Below are 22,917 nucleotides of genomic sequence, written 5' to 3' on the forward strand. Positions count from 1 at the left end.
GATGGAGATGAACGCGGTAATACTGGCCGTACTGGTCATGGTGGGGCTGTCGCTGGCGCGGGTGTCGGTGGTCTTCGCACTGATTGTCGGTGCACTGGTCGGTGGCCTGACGGGGGGGCTGTCGTTGGCGGACACCATAACGGCCTTCAACGAGGGCGTCGGCGGAGGCGCCAAGGTGGCGCTGGCCTATGCCACGTTGGGGGCATTCGCGGTGGCGATCTCGCGGGCCGGCCTGCCGGAACTGCTCGCGCAACGCCTGATCCGTCTGCTGGGGCAGGAAGCCACGGAGCGGCGTCAGGCCATGGTCAAGGCACTGCTGTTGAGCGCGGTGTTGCTGGTGGCGATTTCCTCTCAGAATTTGATTCCCGTGCATATCGCCTTCATCCCGATCCTGATTCCCCCATTGCTCACGGTAATGAACCGGCTGCGCATCGATCGCCGCGCCGTGGCGTGCGCCATGACCTTCGGTTTGACCGCGCCCTATATGCTATTGCCGGTGGGCTTCGGGGCGATCTTTCTCAACGACATCCTGCTGGCCAATATCAACGATGCCGGCCAGGCGCTGGGGCTCGAGGTGTCGCGGGGCATGGTGCCGCTGGCGATGGGCGTGCCCGTCGCCGGGATGGCGGTGGGCTTGTTGATCGCGCTGCTGTTCAGTTATCGCAAGCCCCGCGATTATCCCGAACAGGCGCTCGCTGTTAGCCACCCGCAACCGACCAAGCAAGAGCAGCGCGCGGCGCACGCGACGCCGAACCCTGACAGCGAGACGGCGATACGCCCACTGGGGCTCGCGATGTCGGTGGTGGCGATCGTCGCCGCCTTGGGCATTCAGCTCTATAGCGGTTCGATGATTCTCGGTGGACTGGTTGGCTTCGGCCTGTTGTCGCTGGGCGGGATCTTCAAGTGGCGCGAGGCGGATGATCTGTTCACCGCGGGGATGCGCATGATGGCGCTGATCGGTTTCATCATGATCGCAGCCGCGGGATTTGCCGCCGTGATGGAGGCCACCGGCGAGATAGATACGTTGGTCCAGCAAGCATTCGCGGTGATCGGTGACAATCAGGGATTGGCGGCGCTGGCCATGTTGCTGGTGGGATTGTTCATCACCTTGGGCATCGGCTCGTCGTTCTCGACGATACCGATCATCGCCGCCATCTACGTTCCCCTGGCCGTGCAGTTCGGCTTTTCCGACCTGGCAACGATTGCGTTGGTGGGCACTGCCGCGGCACTCGGCGATGCCGGTTCGCCGGCATCCGACTCGACACTGGGACCGACCGCCGGGCTGAATGTCGACCGCCAGCACGATCATATCTGGGATTCCGTAGTGCCGACTTTCATTCACTACAACATACCGCTGATCCTGTTTGGCTGGTTGGCAGCCATGTGGCTGTAAGCCAGTCGGGCTTCGATTAATTCCACTGAAGAAATAAATTAAAAGTTTTGAACAAGAGATAAATAGGGCACTTGGCAAATAGCTTCGTAATGCTGATAATGGAGAGGCACCCCAGAAACATATGGAAGGTTAGTAGCGCATGTCACTGTTAAGCGAATACATGAAGAAAGAACAGCTGCTCAAGCAGCTGAGCGACGAGTTGAAGCAGCTTGAAGGTGATCAGCGCCTGAAGTCAGAACTCGAATTCAAGGAGCGCCTCGAAGCCTTGATGAAAGAGTTCAACAAGAGCGCTAGCGACGTGATCGATATGCTTGATCCCAAGCCGCAAGACTCCGCTTCCGCCAGCAAGCCGAAAGCGACCAGTGCCGGCGGTCGTCGCAAGCGCAAGCTGAAAATCTACAAGAACCCGCATACCGGTGAAGTCGTTGAAACCCGTGGCGGCAATCAGAAAACGCTCAAGGTTTGGAAGGATGAGCACGGTGCCGATACCGTCGAATCCTGGCTCGTGCGTACTGAAGACTGAATTTTCATAGCGAAATCGTGTCAAACGGTCGTTAGCATTGCCCGGGCTGACCCTCAGCCCGGTGTTTCAAGACCTTTCACATCCGCCTTCCCGTGGGTGTGTTTGCAAACATTGCCCTTCGCGTTAGTATGCGCAGGCGCGGTGTGCAGCAATTGGCTTGCACCGAAAAGCCAGGTTTTTTCATCTCAGCACGGTTTTCTCGATCACTGCTCATGAATTATTACTTTCATAAATGAAAGCATCGAATCCCAAGCATTCAAACCAGATGGACGAACGCGAGAAGCTGCGTAAGTTCCGTGAGCTCGACGATGCCTTTGCCAAGGCCTTGAAAGAGATAGAAACGCCATCGAAGGAACCCGCCAACCACCCGCAGCAAAATTTCGAACAGCGTCTGCGTGTATTGATGGGCGATTTCAAGCAAAGCGATGCGGATGTGAATGAACTGCTCAAGACGCTACTCGAGCTGGGGCGCATCGCTTGAAAGCGAACCCGCCTATCCGGTAGCCGAGTAGAACGCTTTTATCCGCTCACCCCGAATCCAACCAATTGACCTGTCGCTCGTCTCACCGGACCTTTGAAGTACTGCCGCGTATGACGAGTTCATAAGGCAATATTGTATGCGTTACGTCCTGCTTGCCGTCGAGCCGCTCGATGAGTGTGATGGCAGCCTGGCGGCCGAAAGTTTCGGCGGGCTGGGCGATGGTCGTCAGGGGCGGATCGCTATAAGAGGCGAAGGCGATATCGTCGAAACCGGCGATGGATACGTCTTCGGGTACCTTCAGCCCCAGCCGCTTGATCAGCTTGACGGCCCCCAGCGCCATTTCGTCATTCTCGCAGAAGATGGCCGTCGGCGGCCGGCGGCACTGCATGAGCGCATCGGCGGCATCAAAACCGGCCTGGGGCGTGAAGTCGCCAGGGCTCAACAGGCTGTCGTCGAGTTCGATTCCGGCGCTTTTCAGCGCATCCTGATAACCGAGAAGCCGGTCGCGCGTCAGCGGGCTTCGTCTGGGGCCCTTGATCATGGCGATTCGCCGGTGACCCAGCTCGATCAGGTGCTCGGTCAGTGTGCGTGCCGCCAGGCGATTGTCGAGTTTGATGGTCGGGCAGGCCACGTCATCCAGCACCTCGCAGACGTTGACCATGGGCAGCGTGCCGGCGCTGAACGCATCGGCCGGGAAGGGGTTGAAAGCCCGCAGTTGGATCAGGCCATCCGCCTGGCGCGAGGTGACCATGCGGGCATACGCTCGCTCTGCGCTCTCGTCGCCTAGCGTGTTACACAGCAACACGCTGTAGCCGCGCTCCTGGGCCGCCGCCTGGATGCCACTGATGACCCGGGCGAAGAAGGTGTTGGCGATGGTCGGCACCAGGACGACCAGGTTGTGGGTGCGCTGGGCACGGAATTTCACCGCCATCAGATTGGGCTTGTAGCCTGCATCGCGAACGGCTTCCAGAACCTTGGCGCGGGTATTCGGCGAGACGATATTCGGCGATCTCAGGGTGCGCGACACCGTGGCCACGGAGACACCCGCCAACTCGGCGACCCTACGTATGTTCGACACCGTCTCTATTCCTCTTTTCAATCCCGCTGGTAAGCCCGCGCTCGCGAGTGACTAGCTTACCGTATTCCTCGGCTGCGCTCAGTGACCGCAGCCAGCCGCATGACTTTCGTATGATTGACCGCGACGGGTGAGCGCTCTAGCTTTATCGCTAAATGTAACCGGTTACATGCGTTGTTTCACGCGGTGTAATCGCCCTTAGGGGAGGGAAGACATGGCTTCACTTGGCCAGGCCCGTGTCCGCATGGGCATGATCGGCGGCGGCAAGGGCGCTTTCATCGGACGCGTCCATCGCTTGGCTGCCGCTCTGGATGGCGATTTCGAACTGGTCTGCGGCAGTTTCAGCCGGGATGCCGAGAACAACCGGCGGACCGGCGCTCTGTGTGGGCTTTCCGAGCAGCGGGTGCACGGCGACTGGCAGGCGCTGCTCGCGACGGAAGCGCAACTGCCCGTCGATCGGCGCATGCAGATGCTGATCATCGCCACGCCCAACCACCTGCACGTACCAATTGCCCGGGCGGCTCTCGATGCGGGCTTCCACGTCATGTCGGAAAAGCCCGCGGGTGTGAGCCTGGCGGAAACCCGACGCCTGGCCGAGACGCTCGAGGGTAGCGGCCGGCTCTATGGACTGGCACACACTTACCTGGGCTATCCGATGGTTTGGCAAGCTCGCGACATGGTGCGCGAAGGTCGAATCGGTGCCCTTCGCAAGATTCATGTCGAGTACCCGCAGGGCTGGCTTGCCGATCGTCCCGAGACCCGGGGCGTCAAGCAGGCGGCCTGGCGAACCGACCCGGCAAGCACCGGCATCAGCGGCTGCATGGCCGACATCGGCACGCATGCCTTCGGCCTGGCCGAGTTCATCTCGGGGCAGCGCATCGCCACGCTGTGCGCCGCGCTCGGTATACATGCCGATGGTCGTCAGTTGGACGATGACGGCGACGTATTGTTTCGCACGGCCGAAGGGGCCAGCGGCACGCTGATCGCCAGCCAGGTGTGCACCGGTGAAGAGAACGCCTTGAAAATTCGCCTGTATGGCGAGGCGGGCGCTCTCGAGTGGCGGCAGATGGAGCCCAATAGCCTGATCCATCGCGTGCTGCACGCACCGCAGACGATCCTTCGCGCGGGCATCGATCAGCCGGGGCTGGGAACCGAAGCCAGGCACCGATTGCGCCTGCCCGGCGGCCATCCCGAGGGCTACCTGGAGGCGCTGGCCAACCTGTACAAGGACTTCGCCGAGGCGATTCGCCAGGGACGCAGTGGCACGGCCGAGGGAGTGCCGGGGATCGAGGCGGGCCTGCGCGGCATGGCGTTCATCGAGGCGGTAACGGCGAATCAGGCCGGCGAATCCAAGTGGACCGAACTCGACATCGACCCGTCCATTCAGGGGGGCAAATAACCATGACCACGACCGGCATTCGCGGCCCGGCGATCTTCCTCGCCCAGTTCCTCGACGACACGCCGCCTTTCGATTCATTGGATACGATCGCCCGTTGGGCCGCCTCCCAGGGTTATAACGGCGTGCAGATTCCCAGCAGCGACCCGCGCTGCATGGATCTCGAGCTGGCGGCACAGAGCCAGACCTATTGCGACGAACTCAAGGGTCGCTGCGCCGAGGCCGGCGTCGAGATTACCGAGCTTTCCACCCACCTGCAGGGGCAACTGGTGGCGGTACATCCCGCCTGCAACGAACTCTTCGATAACTTCGCGCCGGCGCATCTGCACGGCAAGCCTCGCGAACGCACGGCTTGGGCCATCGAACAACTGCACCTGGCCGCCAAGGCCAGCCAGCGGCTGGGACTGACCGCACACGCGACCTTTTCCGGTGCGTTGCTGTGGCCGTTCTTCTATCCCTTTCCGCAACGCCCCGAGGGCCTGGTGGAGGAGGGCTTCGCCGAACTCGCCCGACGCTGGCGACCGATTCTCGACGCCTTCGACGAAGCCGGCGTCGATTTGTGCTTCGAGATCCACCCCGGCGAGGACCTGCACGACGGTGCCACCTTCGAGCGTTTTCTCGAGGCCGTCGATCACCATCCACGCGCCAACATCCTTTACGACCCCAGCCACCTGCTGTTGCAGCAGTTGGATTACCTGGCGTTCATCGATCGCTATCACGAACGCATCGGCATGTTTCACGTCAAGGATGCCGAGTTCCGTCCCGATGCCCGCAGCGGCGTGTACGGCGGCTATCAGGGCTGGATCGACCGCCCGGGGCGCTTCCGCTCGCTGGGCGACGGTCAGGTGGATTTCAAGAGCATCTTCAGCAAGTTGACCCAGTACGGCTACGAGGGCTGGGCCGTACTCGAGTGGGAGTGCTGCCTCAAGGACGCCGCGCAGGGGGCCGAGGAGGGCGCGCGCTTCATCGAGGAGCATCTGATTCGCCGGGCGGGGAGGGCATTCGACGATTTCGCCGGGGCGGCGCCCAGCCTTGAGCGCAATCGCCGCATCCTCGGGCTACCTGGTGACCCTTGATGGACTTGGCGGTCACTTGATCGGCGGAATCCAAGGACGCTCGACGTCATAACGACAATAAAGCCATAACGAACGAGAGGTTCACCATGAGCATGACAAGCACGCGGCTCGCCATCATGATGTTTCTGCAGTTCTTCATCTGGGGCGGCTGGTTCGTCACCCTGGGAACGTTCCTGGCGCAGAATCTCGGTGTCTCGAGCGGTCAGATCGGCATGGCCTTTTCCACCCAATCCTGGGGGGCGATCATCGCGCCTTTCATCATCGGGTTGATCGCCGATCGCTACTTCAATGCCGAGCGTATCCTGGTGGTGCTGCACCTGGCGGGCGCCGCGCTGATGTTCGGGCTTTACCGGTCCCAGGACTTCGCGACGTTCTATCCGCTGGTGCTGCTCTACATGGTTCTGTACATGCCCACGCTGGCCTTGGTCAATTCGGTGTCCTTCCGTCAGATGAGCGATCCGTCCCGGCAATTCGCGCGTATCCGGGTATGGGGCTCGATCGGCTGGATTGTCGCCGGGCTCGCCATCAGTTTCGTGTTTTCCTGGGACTCCCAGCAGGCCATTGCGGCCGGCATGCTGCGCAATACCTTCCTGATGTGCGCGATCGCTTCGCTGGTGCTGGGCGTGTATAGCTTTACCTTGCCCAAGACGCCACCCCGGGCGACGGGCGCCACCAGCCTCAAGGAGATTCTCGGGCTCGATGCGCTTCGGCTGCTCAAGGACAGGAACTACACGATCTTTTTTGTCGCTTCGATCCTGATCTGCATTCCGCTGGCCTTCTACTACCAGAACGCCAATCCGTTCCTGGCCGAGATCGGTGTGACCAACCCCACCGGCAAGATGACGTTGGGACAGATTTCGGAAGTGCTGTTCATGCTGCTGTTGCCGGTATTCATCCACCGCTTCGGCATCAAGAAGACGCTGCTGCTGGGGATGCTCGCCTGGGCGCTGCGCTATACCTTGTTCGCTTTCGGCGATGCCGAGGGGCTGGTATTCATGCTGTTGATCGGCATCGCCTTGCATGGGATCTGCTACGACTTCTTTTTCGTCTCTGGACAGATCTATACCGATGCCAGGGCCGGCGAACGCTTTCAGAGCTCGGCGCAGGGCATGATTACCCTGGCGACTTACGGTGTCGGCATGCTAATCGGATTCTGGGTCGCGGGGCATATCACCGACTATTACGTGGTCGATGGAGGTCACGATTGGCAGGGCATCTGGCTGTTTCCCGCCGCCTTCGCGTTGGGCGTTCTGGTGCTTTTCTCACTGCTGTTCCGTGACAAGAAGGCCCAGACATCACCGGCGAAAGCAAAGCAGGCTTGAGTCGCGCTGCTAGCGTGTCATACGGCGCCACGTCATTACGGCGTGGCGCCGTTTTTGCAGCGGGACGTAGCCCAACCGAGGGCGCCTGAGCTGCCCTTGGTCGGCTGTTCGGCCGCCCGCACTGCGGGAATGCCCAGGCCGGAATCACTGAACGAATCGCGACTGGAAGGCTACTGTGCCTGGGCATACCCTTGAGCATGCTTGTGAGTGTATTCGCGTCGCACTACTGGTCGCGCAACAATGGGAAAGGCACGATGAAAGCATTGGTTTATACAGGCTCTAGGAGCGTCGAAGTCCGAGACGTACCGGCGCCTCAGCCTCGGGAAGGGGCGGTCAAGGTGCGTATGGCCTACTGTGGCGTCTGCGGCACCGATATCGGCATCTACTCCGGTAAGCATCCGCGCGCCCAGGCGCCGCTGGTGCTAGGGCACGAGTTCGTGGGAAGGGTGGAGCAGAGTGTCGAGGGGTCGCGCTTCGCTGAAGGTGACCGGGTGGTCGCCTATCCGCTGATCTCCTGTGGCCACTGTCATCCCTGCCGCAATGGTACTCCTCATGTCTGCGCCAACCTGCGCCTGATCGGTATCGATCGGGACGGCGGCATGACCGACCATCAGTGGATCGAAGAGAGCGTATTGTTCAAGGTGCCGGATAGCCTTTCGGATGAAGTGGCGGCATTGGTCGAGCCGCTGGCGGTGGTGGTGCGAACGCTCCACCAGGCGCGCTTCGCGCTTCTCCAGAGTGCCGTTGTCATGGGGGCCGGCCCCATTGGCATGCTGACCGCCATCGTATTGCGCCATGCCGGCGCGTCCAATGTGATCATCTCGGATGTGGACCCCGGTCGCCTGGCGCTGTGCCAGGAGCTGGGCTTCGAGACGGTCGATGTGCGAAACGCGAGCCTGGTCGAGCATGTCGAGGCGGTCACTCGGGGCGATGGTGTCGACACCGTGTTCGAATGCTCCGGCGTCGAAAGCGCGGCACTGGACATGACCAAGTTGGTTCGAGTGGGTGGCACCATCTGCCTGACCGCAACCCACAAGTCACCCCACGCAATGAACCTGATCGATGTGAACTTCAAGGAGATCACGCTGATTGGCTCACGCGTCTATACCCAGACTGAATTCGGCAGTGCGCTGGCCCTGGCCGAGACGCTTGCCGCAGAGCTGCGCAAGACCATCACCCAGGTGGTCCCGCTGTCGGATGCCGCCGGCATCTTCGACATGATCGCGGCTCCTTCCATCAACACCGTCAAGATACTGGTCGACTGTCAATCATGAAGCTATTCGATCTTTCCGGCCGCAAGGCCATCGTTACCGGAGGCACTCGCGGCCTGGGGTTCAGTATGGCCGAAGCGCTTCTAGAGGCCGGTGCCGAAGTCGTGATCGTGGGCGCCTCGGCGAGCGTGCACGAGGTTGCGGACGAATTCTCCTCGCGGGGTCACGCCTGTCAGGGTGCCGTGATCGACCTGGCCGATAAACAGCAACGTCGCGATGGCTTCGATGCCGCTCTCGAGACGCTGGGTGGCAGGCTCGATATCTTGGTCAATGCGGCCGGGCTCCAGCGCCGCCATCCCTCGGAAGCATTTCCCATCGATGAATGGGAAGCGGTTCTCGAAGTCAATCTGACCGCGGTCTTCGAACTGTGTCAGTTGGCCGCCAATGTCATGCTCGAGCAGGGACAGGGCAAGATCATCAATATCGCCTCGCTGTTGTCGTTCTTCGGTGGTATCACCGTACCGGCCTACGCCGCCAGCAAGGGCGGTGTGATGCAGTTGACCAAGGCACTGGCCAACGAGTGGGCCTCGCGCGGTATCAACGTCAACGCCCTTGCGCCGGGCTATATGGCGACCGACATGAACACGGCGCTGCTTGCTGACGAGACACGCAATGCGGAAATCACGGCACGCATTCCGGCCAAGCGTTGGGGGAGCGGTGACGATATGAAGGGACCGTTACTGTTCCTGGCTTCCAGTGCAGCGGATTACGTCCACGGTGTCACTCTGCCCGTCGATGGCGGCTACCTGGGCCGTTAACAAGGAGTTGCAATGAGAATCGTATTTTCCGACCTTGATCATGCCTCGCATGACATCGAAGCCGAAATCTTCGCCAAGGCCGGCTTCGAGGTGCCGTTACTGAACTGCCGAAGTGAGGTGGATCTGATCGAGCAAGTGGCCGATGCGGATATCGTTCTGAACCAGTACGCACCCTTTACCAAGCGGGTCTTCGATGCCTTGCCTAGATTGAAACAGGTCATTCGCTATGGGGTGGGGGTGAATAACGTCGACTTGGCGGCGGCGACCGCGGCAGGCGTGCAAGTCTGTAATGTGCCGGACTACGGCATGCATGAAGTATCCGACCATGCGCTGGCGCTGACACTGGCCATGGTGCGCAAGGTGGTACAGATGAATGCCTCCTGCCGCAACGGACGTTGGGAATATGCCGAAGCCATTCCCATTCGCCGACAATCACAGATGACGGTAGGGCTCATTGGCTTGGGCCGGATCGGCAAGCTTTACGCACACAAGGCCCATTCACTGGGTTTCAGCGTGATTGGCTACGATCCCTTCTATCAGCCAAACGCTGCGGACAATACCGATTACATCGATGCCGTCACACTGGAAGAACTTTATTCACGGTCGGACGTGGTCGCCATCTTCTGCCCGCTGACCAACGAGACACGCCATATGGTCGGTGCCGGGGCTTTTGCCGGGATGAAGCCCCATGCCTATATCGTGAATACCTCGCGCGGGGGCATCATCGATGAGGCCGCGCTGGCTGAGGCGTTATCGTCGGGAACCATCGCGGGTGCGGCGCTGGATACCACCGAGCAGGAGCCCTTGCCCAAGGAGAGCCCGCTCTGGACCCTGGACAACTGTCTCGTTACGCCGCACATGGCTTGGTATTCCGAGGACGCGGCAGAGGAACTAAAGCGCAAGGTCGCCGAGGAGGCCGTACGCTTTGCAAGCGGAGAGGCGGTGAACTGGCCAGTCAACGAGGTCGTGCGCTAAAGCCATAATGGTCGTTTTTGATGCGGAAATAGCCTTTTGTTCTGTTCGAATCGGCCTCGATCGGTGCAGTGCCGACCCTGGCTTATCCCGCTAGCATGTCGTAATCGCGCTCGGGCCTGGTGCTACTTCGCCTGGTTGCCGAATAGTACACAGGGCTCTTCGTGAGCTGTCGACACTTGAGGTAAGGGATGTTCTTCTCTTTATTGCTGTCAACCTTCTGCATCGCCGCTGCCGTATCGGCGGCTGTAGTTGCCCTGTTCTATCGTCCTGTCGCCCGGATCTTTCAACGGATCGTGGAAGAGGACATCAGTGGGGCCTGGCATCGTTACGTGACGTTCGCCGGCCTGGTAGTGGGTATCTCAGGCGGTGTGCGAGTGTATGACCTCGAGCGGTATATCAGTGCGCTAGACAAGGACACTCAGATACTGGTACTGACCTCCGAGCGATGGACCCTGGAGATCTATCGAACCATCATCGAGACGCTTCAGAGCATCGCTTGGATGTACCTGGTGGTTTTCGTCATCGCATTATTGGCTTTCGTCATCCTGAAAGGCTTCGAACTTCTGCTAACGGCTAAGAAATAAGCTCAATCGAGGGTGAGCGGCTAGCCCTTGGAATGGGCCGGCCGCTTCGTTCAGGAGTGCACCCTGTCATCTTGCGCATAGATCGCCGTATGGAGCCTTCCTTGCTCGTCTCGCCAGGCGCGGTACATGCCCGGCGTATTGAAAACCAGCTCGGTACTGCCATCGGGTGAGACGGCAATGACCCCACCTTGACCGCCAAACGCTTTCAATTCCTGAAGGATGACGTCATGGCAGGCCGTTTCGAGATCATGCCCGGCATGGCGCATGCGGGCAGCGATGTCGTGAGCCACGGCGGCGCGGATGAAATACTCGCCATGCCCCGTGGCGGAGATCGCTGCGCTTCGATCATCGGCCCAGGTGCCGGCTCCGATCAGTGGCGTATCGCCGACCCGCGAGTAGCGCTTGTTGGTAATGCCGCCGGTGGAGGTTGCCGCAGCGACATGGCCGTCGCGGTCGAGCGCGACGGCGCCGACCGTGCCGAACTTGGGTGGGTCGTCCTGCCCGTCGCGATGAGCGGCGTGGCCGGGCTCGAGGCTTGGTGTGCCGGCATTGAGGCGATTGTCCTGCCATTGCCGACGTCTGATTTCCGTATCGAACCAGTCGTTGGGGACCTGGGGTAGCCCCTGCTCCTCCAGGAAGCGATCGGCGCCTTCGCCGATGAGCATCACATGCTCGCTGTGCTCCATGACGGCGCGCGCGCCACGAACCGGGTTGCGAACGTGATGCACGCCGGCAACGGCACCGGCATTGCGGTCGACACCCTGCATGATCGCGGCATCGAGTTCATGGTGGCCCTCGTCGGTGAATACGGCGCCTTTGCCGGCGTTGAACCATGGGCATTCTTCCAATGCGACGACACTGGCTTCCACGGCGTCCAGGCTGCTTCCGTCCGCTTCCAGTACACGGTGTCCGGCGTCGAGGGCTTGTCTTAGGGCTTCGTGAATGCCGTTTTCGTCCTGGGCATTCAACAAGCCAGGCGTCAGGACGCCGGCGCCGCCATGAATCGCGATGGCGATAGGGGCCTCTTTCATGCTGCAGCGACTCCTTGGTCGGAGGTTGGAATGTCTAATTGTTTTGGCAGATAACTCTGATTAAAGAAACTCTGGCTTGATAAGATACTCACAAAAGTCTTGGCGACTTCGCTTGAGTTGAAAATATAATAGCAATTGCCAACTAGTCGGCGTCTTCGTAGCTAGGGTCAGCGATGCTGGGCATGATTAACAGTAACGTGCGCCCAGGACTCCTCTGCCGGGCTGGGGGGCGAGTATGGTACAATGCGCAATATTAGAAGCCAAAAAAGGTAATTGAATCAATGGCAACAGAGCTAGACGACTTCGAACAGAACATGCAGCGGGAGATAAATGCTTTTCTTGGCCCAGCGGCCAGCAAGCCACAACGCGACAAGGCGACAGAAGATCGCGCCGGTACACTGGCTGCCAAGGCCAAGCGAACGCCCACCAAGGGTGATTCAATCAAGACAGGTTATGTCGTCAAGCTCGCGGTCCGAAACAAACCCCTCGAGTGGGATACCGTCTTCGAGCACCAATCGACGAGTATTTCCAAGCTCGAAGCGCAACTCCAAGCCGAGAAGGCGGCGCGCAAGGCCGGCTTTCGCATCATCGGTCATGTCATCGACATCAAACCCCTCTGAGGCCCAGACGGTAGGACAGGCGTCTGCGCCACGTCGCCATCACAGCGGGACGAGGAGAGGCTCGCGCGATTCACGAAGGCTCGAACAGCCCGATTTGTAGCCCTTTTTCATGGCTTTGCCTCCGCGATCCGCCGCTATCATGGTGCCATCCTGGGCTCCGAACGGACTCGTCTTACATGAATGTTTCTACCCTGATAGGCATAGGCGCCAGTGTGCTGCTGCTGGCCTGCGTCGTGTTGCTGAGCGCGGACACGGCGATGAGCTTCGTCAACCTGCCGGGCTTGGCGATCGTCCTCGCCGGTACGCTGGCGGCGACCTTCATCAGCTACCCGTTGCGCGAAGTCATCCGTGTGGTACGTCTCGTCGGCGTGGTCTTTCGCCGTGAGGACAGCTACGTCGAGGAAGATACGCGCGAGCTGGTGGACATGGCGCGCCTGTGGTTCAAGGGCGACATCCGTTCGGTCGAGCGCGCACTGGAGCAGACCCGCAACCCTTTCCTGCGTACCGGTGTTCAACTGGTCATCGATAACACGCGCGAATCGGAGATCACCGATCTGCTGCGCTGGCGAATCGCCAGGCTCAAGGCGCGCGAATTGGCCGAAGCGCAGATATTCCGGACCATGGCGGCCTATGCGCCAGCCTTCGGCATGATCGGCACGCTGGTGGGGCTGGTCAACATGCTCGAGGTGATGCAGGTCGGCGATATCGCCACCATCGGCCCGCGGATGGCGGTGGCCCTGCTGTCCACGTTCTACGGCATTCTGCTCGCCAATCTGGTGTGCAAGCCCATCGCAGTGAAGCTCGAGCGCCGGACCGAGCAGCGCCTGATCGCCATGAACATGGTACTCGAAGGCGTAGCGTTGATTTCCAAGCGCCGCCTGCCATCGTTCATCGAGGAAACGCTCAACTCGTTCATGGCCAGTTACCAGGATGAAATTCGCGACCCTGTCCGCAAGTCGCTGAGTGAGCCGCAGCAGGGCGCGAACGCCAATGCTTGAGAGCCATCGCTACGATCACCACCACGAGCGCTTGCTCTCCATACATACCGACGAGCGCGAAGGTGAGGGCTGGATGATCAGCTACATGGACATCATGACGTTGCTGGTGGCGCTGTTCGTCCTGTTACTAACGGTCAGCGGCCAGGCGGGGGATTGGGCAGGCGCCGTGCGTGGCGCCCTGGCGGCGAGTGCGCCTGCGCAAGCGCCCATGCCGTCGAGTGCGCGAATCTCGACCGAGGCGATCGGTGCCGCGCGCGCCATGACGGTGTCGCCAATCGCCGGCGCGCGGCCCTTGACGTCGCCGCTCGGAGTGCGCCTGGATGCACTGCTCGCGCCGCCAGCCTTGAGCCGCGATGCGCTGGCGGCGGCCCAGCGCGTTGCCGGGCGGAGTATGCTGGCGCCGCAGGTCCCCGTATTGCCGAAGATCCATACCGACGCTCGCCAGGCTGCAGGAGCGATAGCCGCTACGCACTGGGTGAGTGGCAGCGCCCAGGCGGCGGCCATTCAGGTTGCCGGCGAATGGCAATTGAAGGTACCCCGACCCTTGCCGGTGATCGACGGCGTCGAGGTGTCGCGGATCAAGGGCGGCATCAACCTGCGCATCCAGGATCATCTATTGTTCGGCTCGGGCGACGCCGAGTTGACCGACCCCGGTCAGGATGTGGTGCAGGGCCTGGTGTCGCTGCTCGGTCAGTACGAGGGCACGGTTTCGGTCGAGGGGCATACCGATAGCGTGCCGATCAGTACCGAGCGCTATCCGTCCAATTGGGAGCTCTCGAGCGCCCGCGCCACGGCGATCCTGCGCTATCTGGTCGCGGCGGGAATCGATCCCGAACGCCTGCGCTCGGTGGGCTATGCCGACACCCGTCCCCTCGCGTCCAATGACACGGCCCGGGGCCGGGCCGCCAACCGGCGCGTCGAGCTGATTATTCATGCCCCCGAAGCCTGATGAACCCCGCAAGCCTGATGAATATTGTATGCTAGCGTTGGACAGCGCGAATAGTGATCGGGCCGCACGATTCGTGATCGAATGGAACGAAGGGAAGGTTGGGCAGGGCGATGGCAATCCAGAGAATCAGTACCAAGAAAGATAGGGCAAAGCGCGATGCGGTCGAATACAACGACTCCCAGATCGAGCATTACCTTTTCCTGCTCATCTACTCGGGGCGCCATGATACGGCCGAGAGCCTGTTTGGCGAGTTGCGCAGGATGCTGCCCGGCGTCGACCCGATCCAGTTGAACCGGGTCGCACATTCCTTTGCAGCCGAGCTCAAGGGCGCCGGTCTGGAATGATCCCGCCGTCGGCCGAGCGCATTGCTCGGGTTGATTCGACAGCGATCGGCTCGATCGTAGGTAGCCAGAAACGAGGCCGGGGGCGAATTCGCCCCCGGCCTCGTTTGCATGGGATGGCTAAATCACTTTCTTGCGTAGCCAGGCGGCCAGTGCTTCACCGGCGATGACCAGCACGAGAATAGCGAGCAGGATGGTCGCCACCGTACGCCAGTCCAGCGTATCGATGGCACCTTGTAGAATCATGCCGATCCCGCCGGCGCCGACCAGGCCCAGCACCGTCGATTCGCGCAGGTTGATGTCCCAGCGCAGAATGCTCACCGCAAAGAACGTCGGCACCACCTGGGGCACTATGGCGTACAGGATGACCTTGGCGCGCGAGGCGCCGGTGGCCTCGAGTGCCTCGACCGGTCGCCGGTCGATCTCCTCGATCGCCTCGCCCATCAGCTTGCCCAGAAAGCCCAGCGAGCGGAACATGATCGCGACGATTCCGGCGAGCACTCCGGGGCCGAATATCGCCACGAACAGCAATGCCCAGATCAGCGTGTTCACCGACCGGCTCGAGACCAGGATGAAGCGACCCAGCCAGAGCGTGGCGCGGTTGGGGGTGGTGTTCTGCGCGGAGATATAGGCCACCGGCAGCGACAGGAAGACCGCGAAGAACGTGGCGATGGTGGCGATGTTGAGTGTCTCGATCAGGACCCAGAGGATGGTGCCCAGTTGCGAGACGTCGGGCGGCACCATGCGGCTGAACAGATCACCGATCTGGTTGGGGGCGTCCCACACCCAGGGCCAGACGATGTTGATGGTGGAAAGCGACCAGGCGACCGCCACGGCGACGATCATCAGGCTGGCAAAGCGCCACCAGCGCTGGCTTGAGCTGTAGCGCGTCCATACGCGCTCGGTGACTGAATCGTTCACCAGATCGTCCTCCTGATGCGGCCGCTGACCGCTTCGCTGATCAAGATCGCGCCGATGATCACCAATGTGATGGCCAGGGCGAAGTCATAGTCGTAACGGCCGAAGGCATTCATCAGCGTCGCGCCGATACCGCCGGCACCGACGATGCCCACCACCGCCGAGGCGCGCAGGTTGCTGTCCAGTTGGTACATGGCCAGGCCGATCTGGCGCGGCATGATCTGCGGCAGTACGGCGAACTGCAGCACGGCGATATAGCTGGCGCCACTGCTGCGCAGGGCCTCTACCTGACCCCAGTCGATCTCCTCGATACGCTCGGCGAGCATCTTTGCGACGAAGCCGATCGAATAGATGGTCAGGGTGAGAATGCCGGCCACCGGCCCGAAGCCCACCGCCTTGACGAACAGGATGGCGACGATCACCGGGTGGAAGCTGCGGGCGATGATGATGATCGCCCGGCCCAGGGCGTAGATGGGCTTGATGGCGATGTTGCGAGCCGCCATGAAGGCGATCGGCACGCTCAGACCGACCCCCAGCAATGTCGCCAGGATCGCGATCTTGAGACTCTCCAAAAAGCCATCGATAAGCAGCTCATGACGGGCGAAGCTCGGCGGAAAAGCCCCTGAAAAGATGCGCGACGCCCGCTCAACGCCCTGGGCGACCCGCTGCCAGTCGAAGGGCAGGGTGGTGAAGGCCCAGATCGCGTAGACCAGTGCGCCGATCAGCAATGTCCAGCGCAGCCAGGGATTGGCGATAAAGGGGGTCTTGCGCCAGCGGCGTGGCGCATCGACGGCAGCGCTCATGACGTCACCGCCTCGTGATCGTGAGGTGAGCTGCGCCGAGAAGCGTCGTGCTCGCTGGTCCCGCTATAGACCGCATCCATCGCCGCCTCGTCGAGATCTTCGGGCTTGCCGTCGAAGATCAGCTTGCCGAAGCGCATGCCGACGATACGTTCGGTGAATTCGCGTGCTTCACCGACGTTGTGGATGTTGATCAGCACGGGCAGATGCAGCTCGGCGGCAAGCTTCTGCAAGAGTTCCATGATCTGCCGCGAGGTGACCGGGTCCAGCGAGGCGGTGGGTTCGTCGGCGAGCAGGATCTCGGGGTCCTGCATCAGTGCCCTGACGACGCCGACCCGCTGGCGTTCGCCGCCGGATAGCTCGTCGGCCCGCTTGTTCGCGTACTGGGCGATGCCCACCCGTTCCATCAGATGAAAGGCGCGGTCGATGTCTTCCTGCGGATAGCGGCGTAGCGCGGCGCGCCAATAGGGAATGTAGCCGAGACGTCCGCACTGGACGTTTTCCATGACCGAGAGTCGGTCGACCAGGTTGAAGCCCTGGAAGATCATGCCGATGCGCCGGCGTGTCCGACGCAATTCTTCACGCTTTAGCGTGGTTATTTCCACGCCGTTGAGCTCGATACTGCCGGATGTCGGTTCGACGAGTCGGTTGATGCAGCGGAGCAGGGTGCTCTTGCCGGCACCCGAGGCGCCGATGATCGAGGTGACCGACTCGCCGGGCACCTCGAGTTCCAGATCCTTGAGCACCGGCGGATTATTGCCGTAGCGCTTGACCAGGTGGGATATTCGCAACATGGGTAACCTCCATAACCCGATTGAGCCGGGCCGGCGTCGATCACGCCGGCCCGGCCGTCAGCAGTGGCATTGGCCAAGGCTCAGCTCTTGTCCAGGTTCTCGGGGGTGTAGGTAACGCCGTTGGCTTCCTGAATATCGCGGATCACTTCCCAGTCTTCCTTATAGGTGATCGGCACGAACTGCGTCACGCCGCTGAACTCTTCACCCAATGCGGTGCCCTGGAAATCGAAATCCATGAACGCCTGCTTGATCTTTTCGGCCAGCTCGGGCTTGAGATTATGCGCGTAGGTGTAGGACGTCGTCGGGAAGCGCTTGGACTCGAAGATGATCTTGACCTCGTTGGGGTCGTAGAGGCCGCGCTCGGCCATGCGATCGACGACCTCGGAAGCTACCGGGGCGGCATCGTAATCGCCGGCGACCACACCTAGCATCGACTGGTCGTGCGAACCGGAGTAGACCACTTCATAGTCTTCGCCGGGCACGATGCCTTGCTTGGGAAACAGCGCGCGCGGCGCCTGGTTGCCGGAGTTGGAGGTCGGCGAGGTGTGCGCGACCCGCTTGCCCTTGAGATCCTTCAACTCATCGATGCCACTGTCCTTGCGGGTATAGACCTGCAGGGTGTAGCCGAATTCGCCATCCTCGGAGCCCATGATGGCGAAGGGCACGGCGCCGGCCAGGTTGACCGCGAAGGGCGTGGGGCCGGTCGAGAAGCCGGCGATATGGATACGGTTGCTACGCATCGCTTCGATTTCCGCGGAGTTGGACTGCACGGCAAAGAAGCGCACGTCCTTGCCGGTGGCCTCGGAAAGGTGCTCGATGAACGGTTCCCAGATGTCGGCGTAGATGGCGGGGTCCTCGACCGGGGTGTAAGCGAATACCAGAGTATCCGGATCGAGCAGCTCATCGGGGTTGGTGGGGGTATCGGCCACCAGGTCGCCATTGGCGTCGCAGTAGATGTCGGCCAGGTCGCCACGGTTCTCGCACGATTGCGATTCCTGGGCACTGGCGACGCCCGTATAGAGCGCCAGGGCGGTCCCGATGCCCAACGCCAGTCGGCAGGTCTGGCTGAGCGTCGTATGAAAGGCGGTCTTGGTTATTGTCATTGCGTGGCTCCCAATTCCGGTTGGAGCTTTTATCGTGGTAATCCCAACCGGATGTGTGTATTAAAATTGGTTTTCACCACAAATATAGGCCAGAATGTGGTTATAGCCACGCATAATGTGGCCTTAACCACATTATCCATTGGTCGTATCGATTGCCTGCGAGGAATAGAGCATGGCTCGTCGTCTGCAGAAGGATGAGCGACGCGCACGGATTCTGGATGCCCTGCGCTATACGCCGCATTTGCGCATCGCCTCGCTGGCACAACAATTTGCAGTAACCACCGAAACGGTACGGCGCGATCTCGATGCGCTCAGCGAAATGGGATTGGTCGATCGCGCGCATGGTGGCGCCGTCGCGCGGCCGATGGGCATTCAGCCTTCGATCAGCGAGCGCGAACAGTCGACCGTGGACGAGCGGCGGCGGATAGCCGTCGCGGCGGCAGGACTGGTTTCCCCCGGCCAGGTGCTGATGATCGATGCCGGCTCGACCACCACGCAATTGGCCTGGCAGCTGGGTGCCACCGGTGAGGGGCTGACGGTGATCACCAATAGCTATCCCGTGGCTTCGGCGCTGGCCGCGGGGTCGCTGCGCTCGATTCTCTGCCCCGGCGATTTCAATGGCCGGGAGGGCGGCGTCTTCGGTCAGGATACCAGCGAGTTCCTGTCGCGCTTTCACGGCAATGTGGCCTTTATCGGCGCCAGCGGCATTGCCGCCGACGGTATTTCCGACGTCAACCGGGAAGCCACCTGGGTCAAGCGAGTGATGCTGGCACGTTGCGAACGCGTCTATCTGCTGGTCGATCACACCAAGTTCAACGTGCGGGTATTAGAGGTGGTGGCGCCGCTCGATCATCTCGACGGCATCGTCACCGATCAAGCGCCGCAGGGGCCGCTGGCCGAGCAGCTGCGCAAGGCCGAGGTCGAGGTCCATCTCGCGCCGCAGGTCTCATCGGCGGGCCGCGCAGCCGTGAATCTATAGGCGTGGGCACTATCGGCAGCGGGCATTCGCCCCAGCCCCATAAGGAGATGACGATGCAGCGATTGCTGGACGCTGATAATGAGGCATTGCGGCCTATCGAAGTGGTTCTGACCGATGTCGACGACACGCTGACCCGCCATGGCCGGCTCGACGCTGCCACTCTGGCCGCCATGGAGCGGCTCGAGAATGCCGGTATCCATGTAGTGCCGGTCACGGGCGGCTGTGCGGGGTGGTGCGATCATATCGTGCGTGCCTGGCCGGTGGCGGCGGTGATCGGCGAGAGCGGCGCCTTTCGTTTTCGCAAGACCCGTGGCGGCGGGCTCGATCAATGCTTCGTTCGGCCGCGCGAGCAACTGCGCGACGAGCAGCGGCGTTTGCTGGAACTGGCCGGGCACGCATTGGCGGCCGTACCCCAGGCGCGCCTGGCGGCCGATCAGCCTTATCGTCTGGCCGATGTGGCGATCGACCATGCGCAGGATGTAGTGCCATCGCTGGGTCGTGAGGCAATCGAGCGCCTGATCGGCACGATGCGTGAGGGCGGGGCCCGCGCGCGCGCCAGTTCGATACATGTGAACGCCTGGTTCGGCGACCATGACAAGGCCAGCATGGCCTCGCGAGTGCTCGAGCAGGACTTCGGACTGTCGGCCGTGGAGCAGCGCCAGCGAGTACTGTTCATTGGCGATGCACCCAACGACGAGTCGCTATTTCGCAGCTACCCCGCCTCGGTCGGCGTCGCTAACATCGCTGCGCATCTGGATGCCATGCAGGCGCACCCCCGGTGGCTGTGCGAAGCCAGTCATGGCGAGGGTTTCATGGAAATGGCCGAGCGGCTTTTAATGTTGCGTCGCTAGTTTGGCCGGCAGTTGAAGTCGATTATTATAAGCCGAGGTTGACTCGAATGTTAAATGAGTAAAAAATCATAATTACGCATATAAGTCAGTTGCTTATATGTGTAAATCAATTGCCTAAAAGATTCTCCGCTGCCTATGACGGAATAACGGGAGCTATTCCGATAAGACTAAAAAACAGGCGAGGATATTCGATGGAACGCCAACAGCGAAACATTCTACAAATCGTTATCTGGCTGGTCGCGCTGGTGTCGACTCCTTACACGACGCTTCTGGCGATCGAATTCGACCCCACCCTGCAACCTCATACACTGCTGGCCCGGCTGTACTTAGTGCCCGCCGGCGCCATTGCGGTCAATGCATTGCTCTTTCTGATGGCGCTGTTCGTCTCGCGGCTGTGCGCCGATCTTGATGTGCTCCAGGAAACCGGCGATGCGGATCGCTCGCAATCGAAGGCAATGAATAGAAGAGGAGCCGAGGGCGCGGAAAAAAGCCGCAGCGCGGTACTCAAGATTCTACGCATGTCACGACGCAGTCCACTGCGTGGCCATGTCAGCGAACAGGCGCTGATCTACTCGGTGAACGATGTCACGCCGACCACGGCGGCTGAAGCCAATCGGGCGCTGGTCGAGGGCCTCAACGAAGTCGAGTGGATAGACCCCAAGGGCGAGTTGCGACATACCCGATTCACCACCCGGGAACATGATTTGCAGGCCCAGTTCGAGCAAGTCGAACCTCCGTCACTGAAAGGTGAAGCCTAGCGCTCACGGCGGTCTTCAAGCTGGCTTGCCTGGTCCGTCACGTAAGGGCGTCAGGGCGTCGCTCGTATCGCGCAGGGTAAAGCTGCATTGGCGTGCGTCTTGAACCCGCGTCCTTGACGCTACGCTTTCATCTCTCCAATCGGTCGTTGTATCTCCTATCGTATTGCCTGAATCGCCATCGCTAAGCCACGGGCGTACCATGCACGCTCGATTGGGCGCGCGGTGACGCGGGTTAAGGCGACACTGGGCTTTGCCAAGCGAGATTGGCTGGACACTCGCCTATAGGTCCAGGGGCAGGGCCGGGCGAGTATCGCAACAAGGGAGAGGTGATGGCCGCACTGGTTTTTTTTACGTCGCTGTTCCTGCTGGTAGCGCTATTGTCGATAACGGCCGTAAGCGGTCTGTTCTCGGGCGCACGCGGTGACAAGACTGGCAAGAGTGGCACCAAGACCGGTCAGGCAACGCGCAAGCCGCGCCAGAAGCGTCAACCACGCCAGGCTGGTGGCGGCGCGGCGAAATCGCGCCGCGCCGCGAGCAGCAAAACCCGCAAGACCGGCGAACCCCGCCGGCGGATTCGCCTGCCGAGCATACCGATCCCGCCGGGGTTGTCGTCGTGTCTGCCGCTGGGCCTGCTTTTTGCCTTGATGGTTGGCGCGGGGCAGTTAGCATTATATGGACTCCAGCAGTCTCGGCAGGGGGCAGCCGAGGATTCACGCTTGGCCGCCTTCGACGGTGCCCTGGATTATCTCGGTGTGGCGGCCTTGGCGCTGGTGGTATTAGGGCTGATAGGGGCCATCGCCGCCTATCGTCGCAAGCCCTAGCGCTAGCCCTGGGGGGGCGCCCGCATGGTATAGTGCGCGCAATTTTTCACGCGGCTCTTTACACGCGATTCGGAAGGTTCATGAACATTCTGATCACCGGCATGGCAGGCTTTATTGGCCATGCTGTCGCCAAACGATTGGCCGAGGATGGGCATGCCATCGTCGGCATCGACAATCTCAACGAGTACTACGACGTTTCCCTGAAGCGGGCGCGACTCGACGATTTGATCGGCTTCTCCAACGTACGCTTCGAACAACTCGACATTGCCGATAGCGAGGGCATGCAGCGGTTGTTTGCCGGTGAACGCTTCGACCGGGTGATTCATCTGGCCGCCCAGGCCGGGGTGCGCTATTCGCTGGAAAACCCGATGGTGTATGCGCAGTCGAACCTGATCGGGCACCTCAATGTGCTGGAAGGCTGTCGCCACCAGCAGGTCGCGCATCTGGTCTATGCCTCCTCGAGTTCGGTGTACGGCATGAACGGCAAGATACCGTTCGAGACGTGCGACAACGTCGATCATCCCATCAGCCTGTACGCGGCGACCAAGAAGTCCAATGAGCTGATGGCGCACACCTATGCGCATCTCTATGGCATGCCCACCACCGGCCTGCGCTTCTTTACCGTCTACGGCCCCTGGGGCCGGCCTGACATGGCGTTGTTCAAGTTCACCCGGGCTATTCTCGAAGGGGCTCCGCTGCCGATCTACAATCACGGCGACATGTCGCGGGATTTCACCTATATCGACGACATCGTCGAAGGCGTCGTGCGGGTCCTCAACGTGATTCCCGACGGTCATCCCGAATGGCCTGACGAGGCCATGGTGCCCGATAGCGGGCGGGCGCCGATCGCGCTCTACAACATCGGGCATGGCAGTCCGGTGGCGCTGATGGATTTCGTCCGCGCGATCGAGAATGCCACCGGGCGTATTGCGCAGTACGATTACCAGCCGATGCAGCCGGGCGACGTGCCACGGACCTGGGCGGATACCGAGGCATTGTTTGCGGTCACCGGTTACCGACCCGCGGTCGGGGTCGAGGAAGGGGTGTCGCGTTTCGTCGCCTGGTATCGCGATTTCTATCAAGTATGAGACTGGTTCAGG

25 protein-coding genes are annotated in these 22,917 nt (G+C 61.1%); 19 read left to right on the forward strand and 6 right to left on the reverse strand.

All coding sequences use genetic code 11. The features are described from left to right. Positions 1-7 precede the first annotated feature (7 nt). The 3 genes from R6258_RS00555 to R6258_RS00565 all read left to right on the forward strand — a co-directional run bounded on the left by R6258_RS00555 (position 8) and on the right by R6258_RS00565 (position 2,397). The gene (locus R6258_RS00555) at positions 8-1,393 is read left to right on the forward strand and encodes a Na+/H+ antiporter family protein (RefSeq protein ID WP_318446191.1); all 1,386 of its coding nucleotides are present in this window, start codon (positions 8-10) and stop codon (positions 1,391-1,393) included. Positions 1,394-1,532: 139 nt separating this feature from the next. Next, positions 1,533-1,916 carry a histone-like nucleoid-structuring protein, MvaT/MvaU family gene (locus tag R6258_RS00560; protein ID WP_318446192.1) on the forward strand — a complete coding sequence of 128 codons (384 nt, stop codon included), beginning with the start codon at positions 1,533-1,535 and terminating at the stop codon, positions 1,914-1,916. A gap of 265 nt (positions 1,917-2,181) precedes the next feature. Next, the gene (locus R6258_RS00565) at positions 2,182-2,397 is read left to right on the forward strand and encodes a hypothetical protein (protein ID WP_318446194.1); all 216 of its coding nucleotides are present in this window, start codon (positions 2,182-2,184) and stop codon (positions 2,395-2,397) included. A gap of 82 nt (positions 2,398-2,479) precedes the next feature. On the opposite strand, the gene R6258_RS00570 is transcribed toward R6258_RS00565, so the two are convergent. Beyond that, the gene (locus tag R6258_RS00570; protein WP_318446196.1) at positions 2,480-3,475 is read right to left on the reverse strand and encodes a LacI family DNA-binding transcriptional regulator; all 996 of its coding nucleotides are present in this window, start codon (positions 3,473-3,475) and stop codon (positions 2,480-2,482) included. Positions 3,476-3,686: 211 nt separating this feature from the next. Between R6258_RS00570 and R6258_RS00575 the strand changes: the two genes are divergently transcribed. The 7 genes from R6258_RS00575 to R6258_RS00605 all read left to right on the forward strand — a co-directional run bounded on the left by R6258_RS00575 (position 3,687) and on the right by R6258_RS00605 (position 10,854). Further along, complete coding sequence (locus R6258_RS00575) at positions 3,687-4,871, forward strand: Gfo/Idh/MocA family oxidoreductase (RefSeq protein WP_318446198.1); 1,185 nt, start codon at positions 3,687-3,689, stop codon at positions 4,869-4,871. 2 nt (positions 4,872-4,873) lie between these two features. Next, positions 4,874-5,944 (forward strand): sugar phosphate isomerase/epimerase, encoded by a 1,071-nt coding sequence (locus R6258_RS00580; RefSeq protein WP_318446200.1) that lies wholly within the window; start codon positions 4,874-4,876, stop codon positions 5,942-5,944. Positions 5,945-6,030: 86 nt separating this feature from the next. After that, entirely contained in the window at positions 6,031-7,266 is a 1,236-nt protein-coding gene (locus R6258_RS00585; protein WP_318446202.1) for a nucleoside permease, read from the forward strand. A 254-nt stretch (positions 7,267-7,520) separates the two neighbouring features. Further along, complete coding sequence (locus tag R6258_RS00590) at positions 7,521-8,540, forward strand: zinc-dependent alcohol dehydrogenase (RefSeq protein WP_412176341.1); 1,020 nt, start codon at positions 7,521-7,523, stop codon at positions 8,538-8,540. Continuing rightward, on the forward strand, positions 8,537-9,295 hold the full coding sequence (locus tag R6258_RS00595; protein WP_318446206.1) for an SDR family NAD(P)-dependent oxidoreductase: 759 nt from the start codon (positions 8,537-8,539) through the stop codon (positions 9,293-9,295). The genes R6258_RS00590 and R6258_RS00595 overlap by 4 nt, the downstream gene beginning before the upstream one ends. A gap of 12 nt (positions 9,296-9,307) precedes the next feature. Beyond that, positions 9,308-10,270 (forward strand): C-terminal binding protein, encoded by a 963-nt coding sequence (locus tag R6258_RS00600; RefSeq protein ID WP_318446209.1) that lies wholly within the window; start codon positions 9,308-9,310, stop codon positions 10,268-10,270. 188 nt (positions 10,271-10,458) lie between these two features. Then, positions 10,459-10,854 (forward strand): hypothetical protein, encoded by a 396-nt coding sequence (locus R6258_RS00605; RefSeq protein WP_318446210.1) that lies wholly within the window; start codon positions 10,459-10,461, stop codon positions 10,852-10,854. A gap of 50 nt (positions 10,855-10,904) precedes the next feature. On the opposite strand, the gene R6258_RS00610 is transcribed toward R6258_RS00605, so the two are convergent. Continuing rightward, the gene (locus R6258_RS00610; RefSeq protein ID WP_318446212.1) at positions 10,905-11,885 is read right to left on the reverse strand and encodes an isoaspartyl peptidase/L-asparaginase; all 981 of its coding nucleotides are present in this window, start codon (positions 11,883-11,885) and stop codon (positions 10,905-10,907) included. A gap of 281 nt (positions 11,886-12,166) precedes the next feature. Here R6258_RS00610 and R6258_RS00615 point away from each other — a divergent pair, with 281 nt between their 5' ends. The 4 genes from R6258_RS00615 to R6258_RS00630 all read left to right on the forward strand — a co-directional run bounded on the left by R6258_RS00615 (position 12,167) and on the right by R6258_RS00630 (position 14,796). Next, a complete protein-coding gene (locus tag R6258_RS00615) occupies positions 12,167-12,505 on the forward strand; it encodes a hypothetical protein (protein WP_318446214.1) in 339 nt (112 codons plus the stop codon). A 176-nt stretch (positions 12,506-12,681) separates the two neighbouring features. Next, the gene (locus R6258_RS00620) at positions 12,682-13,503 is read left to right on the forward strand and encodes a motility protein A (RefSeq protein WP_318446216.1); all 822 of its coding nucleotides are present in this window, start codon (positions 12,682-12,684) and stop codon (positions 13,501-13,503) included. Then, a complete protein-coding gene (locus R6258_RS00625) occupies positions 13,496-14,452 on the forward strand; it encodes an OmpA family protein (RefSeq protein WP_318446218.1) in 957 nt (318 codons plus the stop codon). Before R6258_RS00620 ends, R6258_RS00625 begins: the two co-directional genes overlap by 8 nt. Before the next feature lie 110 nt (positions 14,453-14,562). Then, complete coding sequence (locus tag R6258_RS00630; protein ID WP_318446220.1) at positions 14,563-14,796, forward strand: hypothetical protein; 234 nt, start codon at positions 14,563-14,565, stop codon at positions 14,794-14,796. A 117-nt stretch (positions 14,797-14,913) separates the two neighbouring features. Here R6258_RS00630 and phnE (R6258_RS00635) read toward each other — a convergent pair whose 3' ends face one another. The 4 genes from phnE (R6258_RS00635) to phnD form a co-directional block, all read right to left on the reverse strand. Further along, complete coding sequence (gene phnE, locus R6258_RS00635; protein ID WP_318446222.1) at positions 14,914-15,714, reverse strand: phosphonate ABC transporter, permease protein PhnE; 801 nt, start codon at positions 15,712-15,714, stop codon at positions 14,914-14,916. Next, positions 15,711-16,514: a phosphonate ABC transporter, permease protein PhnE gene (gene phnE / locus R6258_RS00640; RefSeq protein ID WP_318446224.1), complete on the reverse strand. Its 804-nt coding sequence runs from the start codon at positions 16,512-16,514 to the stop codon at positions 15,711-15,713. Before phnE (R6258_RS00640) ends, phnE (R6258_RS00635) begins: the two co-directional genes overlap by 4 nt. Beyond that, a complete protein-coding gene (phnC, locus tag R6258_RS00645) occupies positions 16,511-17,305 on the reverse strand; it encodes a phosphonate ABC transporter ATP-binding protein (protein ID WP_318446226.1) in 795 nt (264 codons plus the stop codon). The genes phnE (R6258_RS00640) and phnC overlap by 4 nt, the downstream gene beginning before the upstream one ends. Before the next feature lie 80 nt (positions 17,306-17,385). Continuing rightward, entirely contained in the window at positions 17,386-18,408 is a 1,023-nt protein-coding gene (phnD, locus tag R6258_RS00650; protein WP_318446228.1) for a phosphate/phosphite/phosphonate ABC transporter substrate-binding protein, read from the reverse strand. 172 nt (positions 18,409-18,580) lie between these two features. Between phnD and R6258_RS00655 the strand changes: the two genes are divergently transcribed. The 5 genes from R6258_RS00655 (at position 18,581) to R6258_RS00675 (ending at position 22,905) form a co-directional block, all read left to right on the forward strand. Next, complete coding sequence (locus R6258_RS00655; protein WP_318446230.1) at positions 18,581-19,387, forward strand: DeoR/GlpR family DNA-binding transcription regulator; 807 nt, start codon at positions 18,581-18,583, stop codon at positions 19,385-19,387. Between the two features lie 53 nt (positions 19,388-19,440). After that, positions 19,441-20,238, forward strand: coding sequence for an HAD-IIB family hydrolase (locus R6258_RS00660; protein ID WP_318446232.1), 798 nt, complete (start codon positions 19,441-19,443; stop codon positions 20,236-20,238). A gap of 191 nt (positions 20,239-20,429) precedes the next feature. After that, positions 20,430-20,996, forward strand: a complete 567-nt coding sequence (locus R6258_RS00665) for a hypothetical protein (RefSeq protein ID WP_318446234.1) — start codon at positions 20,430-20,432, stop codon at positions 20,994-20,996. A 329-nt stretch (positions 20,997-21,325) separates the two neighbouring features. Further along, positions 21,326-21,817 carry a hypothetical protein gene (locus R6258_RS00670; RefSeq protein ID WP_318446236.1) on the forward strand — a complete coding sequence of 164 codons (492 nt, stop codon included), beginning with the start codon at positions 21,326-21,328 and terminating at the stop codon, positions 21,815-21,817. 80 nt (positions 21,818-21,897) lie between these two features. Next, positions 21,898-22,905, forward strand: coding sequence for an NAD-dependent epimerase (locus R6258_RS00675; protein ID WP_318446238.1), 1,008 nt, complete (start codon positions 21,898-21,900; stop codon positions 22,903-22,905). The last annotated feature ends 12 nt before the right edge of the window (positions 22,906-22,917 follow it).

This window comes from Halomonas sp. HP20-15 (assembly GCF_033446685.1).
Lineage (GTDB): Bacteria > Pseudomonadota > Gammaproteobacteria > Pseudomonadales > Halomonadaceae > Modicisalibacter.

What these genes read in the sequence shown, in the direction of transcription:
- R6258_RS00610 (WP_318446212.1), bottom strand. Translation starts at nt 11,885, where the DNA reads ATGAAAGAGGCCCCTATCGCCATCGCGATTCATGGCGGCGCCGGCGTC.
- R6258_RS00575 (WP_318446198.1), top strand. Translation starts at nt 3,687, where the DNA reads ATGGCTTCACTTGGCCAGGCCCGTGTCCGCATGGGCATGATCGGCGGC.
- phnD (WP_318446228.1), bottom strand. Translation starts at nt 18,408, where the DNA reads ATGACAATAACCAAGACCGCCTTTCATACGACGCTCAGCCAGACCTGC.
- R6258_RS00615 (WP_318446214.1), top strand. Translation starts at nt 12,167, where the DNA reads ATGGCAACAGAGCTAGACGACTTCGAACAGAACATGCAGCGGGAGATA.
- R6258_RS00655 (WP_318446230.1), top strand. Translation starts at nt 18,581, where the DNA reads ATGGCTCGTCGTCTGCAGAAGGATGAGCGACGCGCACGGATTCTGGAT.
- R6258_RS00555 (WP_318446191.1), top strand. Translation starts at nt 8, where the DNA reads ATGAACGCGGTAATACTGGCCGTACTGGTCATGGTGGGGCTGTCGCTG.
- phnE (WP_318446224.1), bottom strand. Translation starts at nt 16,514, where the DNA reads ATGAGCGCTGCCGTCGATGCGCCACGCCGCTGGCGCAAGACCCCCTTT.
- R6258_RS00585 (WP_318446202.1), top strand. Translation starts at nt 6,031, where the DNA reads ATGAGCATGACAAGCACGCGGCTCGCCATCATGATGTTTCTGCAGTTC.
- R6258_RS00560 (WP_318446192.1), top strand. Translation starts at nt 1,533, where the DNA reads ATGTCACTGTTAAGCGAATACATGAAGAAAGAACAGCTGCTCAAGCAG.
- R6258_RS00590 (WP_412176341.1), top strand. Translation starts at nt 7,521, where the DNA reads ATGAAAGCATTGGTTTATACAGGCTCTAGGAGCGTCGAAGTCCGAGAC.
- R6258_RS00660 (WP_318446232.1), top strand. Translation starts at nt 19,441, where the DNA reads ATGCAGCGATTGCTGGACGCTGATAATGAGGCATTGCGGCCTATCGAA.
- R6258_RS00665 (WP_318446234.1), top strand. Translation starts at nt 20,430, where the DNA reads ATGGAACGCCAACAGCGAAACATTCTACAAATCGTTATCTGGCTGGTC.
- R6258_RS00670 (WP_318446236.1), top strand. Translation starts at nt 21,326, where the DNA reads ATGGCCGCACTGGTTTTTTTTACGTCGCTGTTCCTGCTGGTAGCGCTA.
- R6258_RS00595 (WP_318446206.1), top strand. Translation starts at nt 8,537, where the DNA reads ATGAAGCTATTCGATCTTTCCGGCCGCAAGGCCATCGTTACCGGAGGC.
- R6258_RS00600 (WP_318446209.1), top strand. Translation starts at nt 9,308, where the DNA reads ATGAGAATCGTATTTTCCGACCTTGATCATGCCTCGCATGACATCGAA.
- phnC (WP_318446226.1), bottom strand. Translation starts at nt 17,305, where the DNA reads ATGTTGCGAATATCCCACCTGGTCAAGCGCTACGGCAATAATCCGCCG.
- R6258_RS00605 (WP_318446210.1), top strand. Translation starts at nt 10,459, where the DNA reads ATGTTCTTCTCTTTATTGCTGTCAACCTTCTGCATCGCCGCTGCCGTA.
- R6258_RS00675 (WP_318446238.1), top strand. Translation starts at nt 21,898, where the DNA reads ATGAACATTCTGATCACCGGCATGGCAGGCTTTATTGGCCATGCTGTC.
- R6258_RS00620 (WP_318446216.1), top strand. Translation starts at nt 12,682, where the DNA reads ATGAATGTTTCTACCCTGATAGGCATAGGCGCCAGTGTGCTGCTGCTG.
- R6258_RS00565 (WP_318446194.1), top strand. Translation starts at nt 2,182, where the DNA reads ATGGACGAACGCGAGAAGCTGCGTAAGTTCCGTGAGCTCGACGATGCC.
- R6258_RS00625 (WP_318446218.1), top strand. Translation starts at nt 13,496, where the DNA reads ATGCTTGAGAGCCATCGCTACGATCACCACCACGAGCGCTTGCTCTCC.
- R6258_RS00630 (WP_318446220.1), top strand. Translation starts at nt 14,563, where the DNA reads ATGGCAATCCAGAGAATCAGTACCAAGAAAGATAGGGCAAAGCGCGAT.
- R6258_RS00580 (WP_318446200.1), top strand. Translation starts at nt 4,874, where the DNA reads ATGACCACGACCGGCATTCGCGGCCCGGCGATCTTCCTCGCCCAGTTC.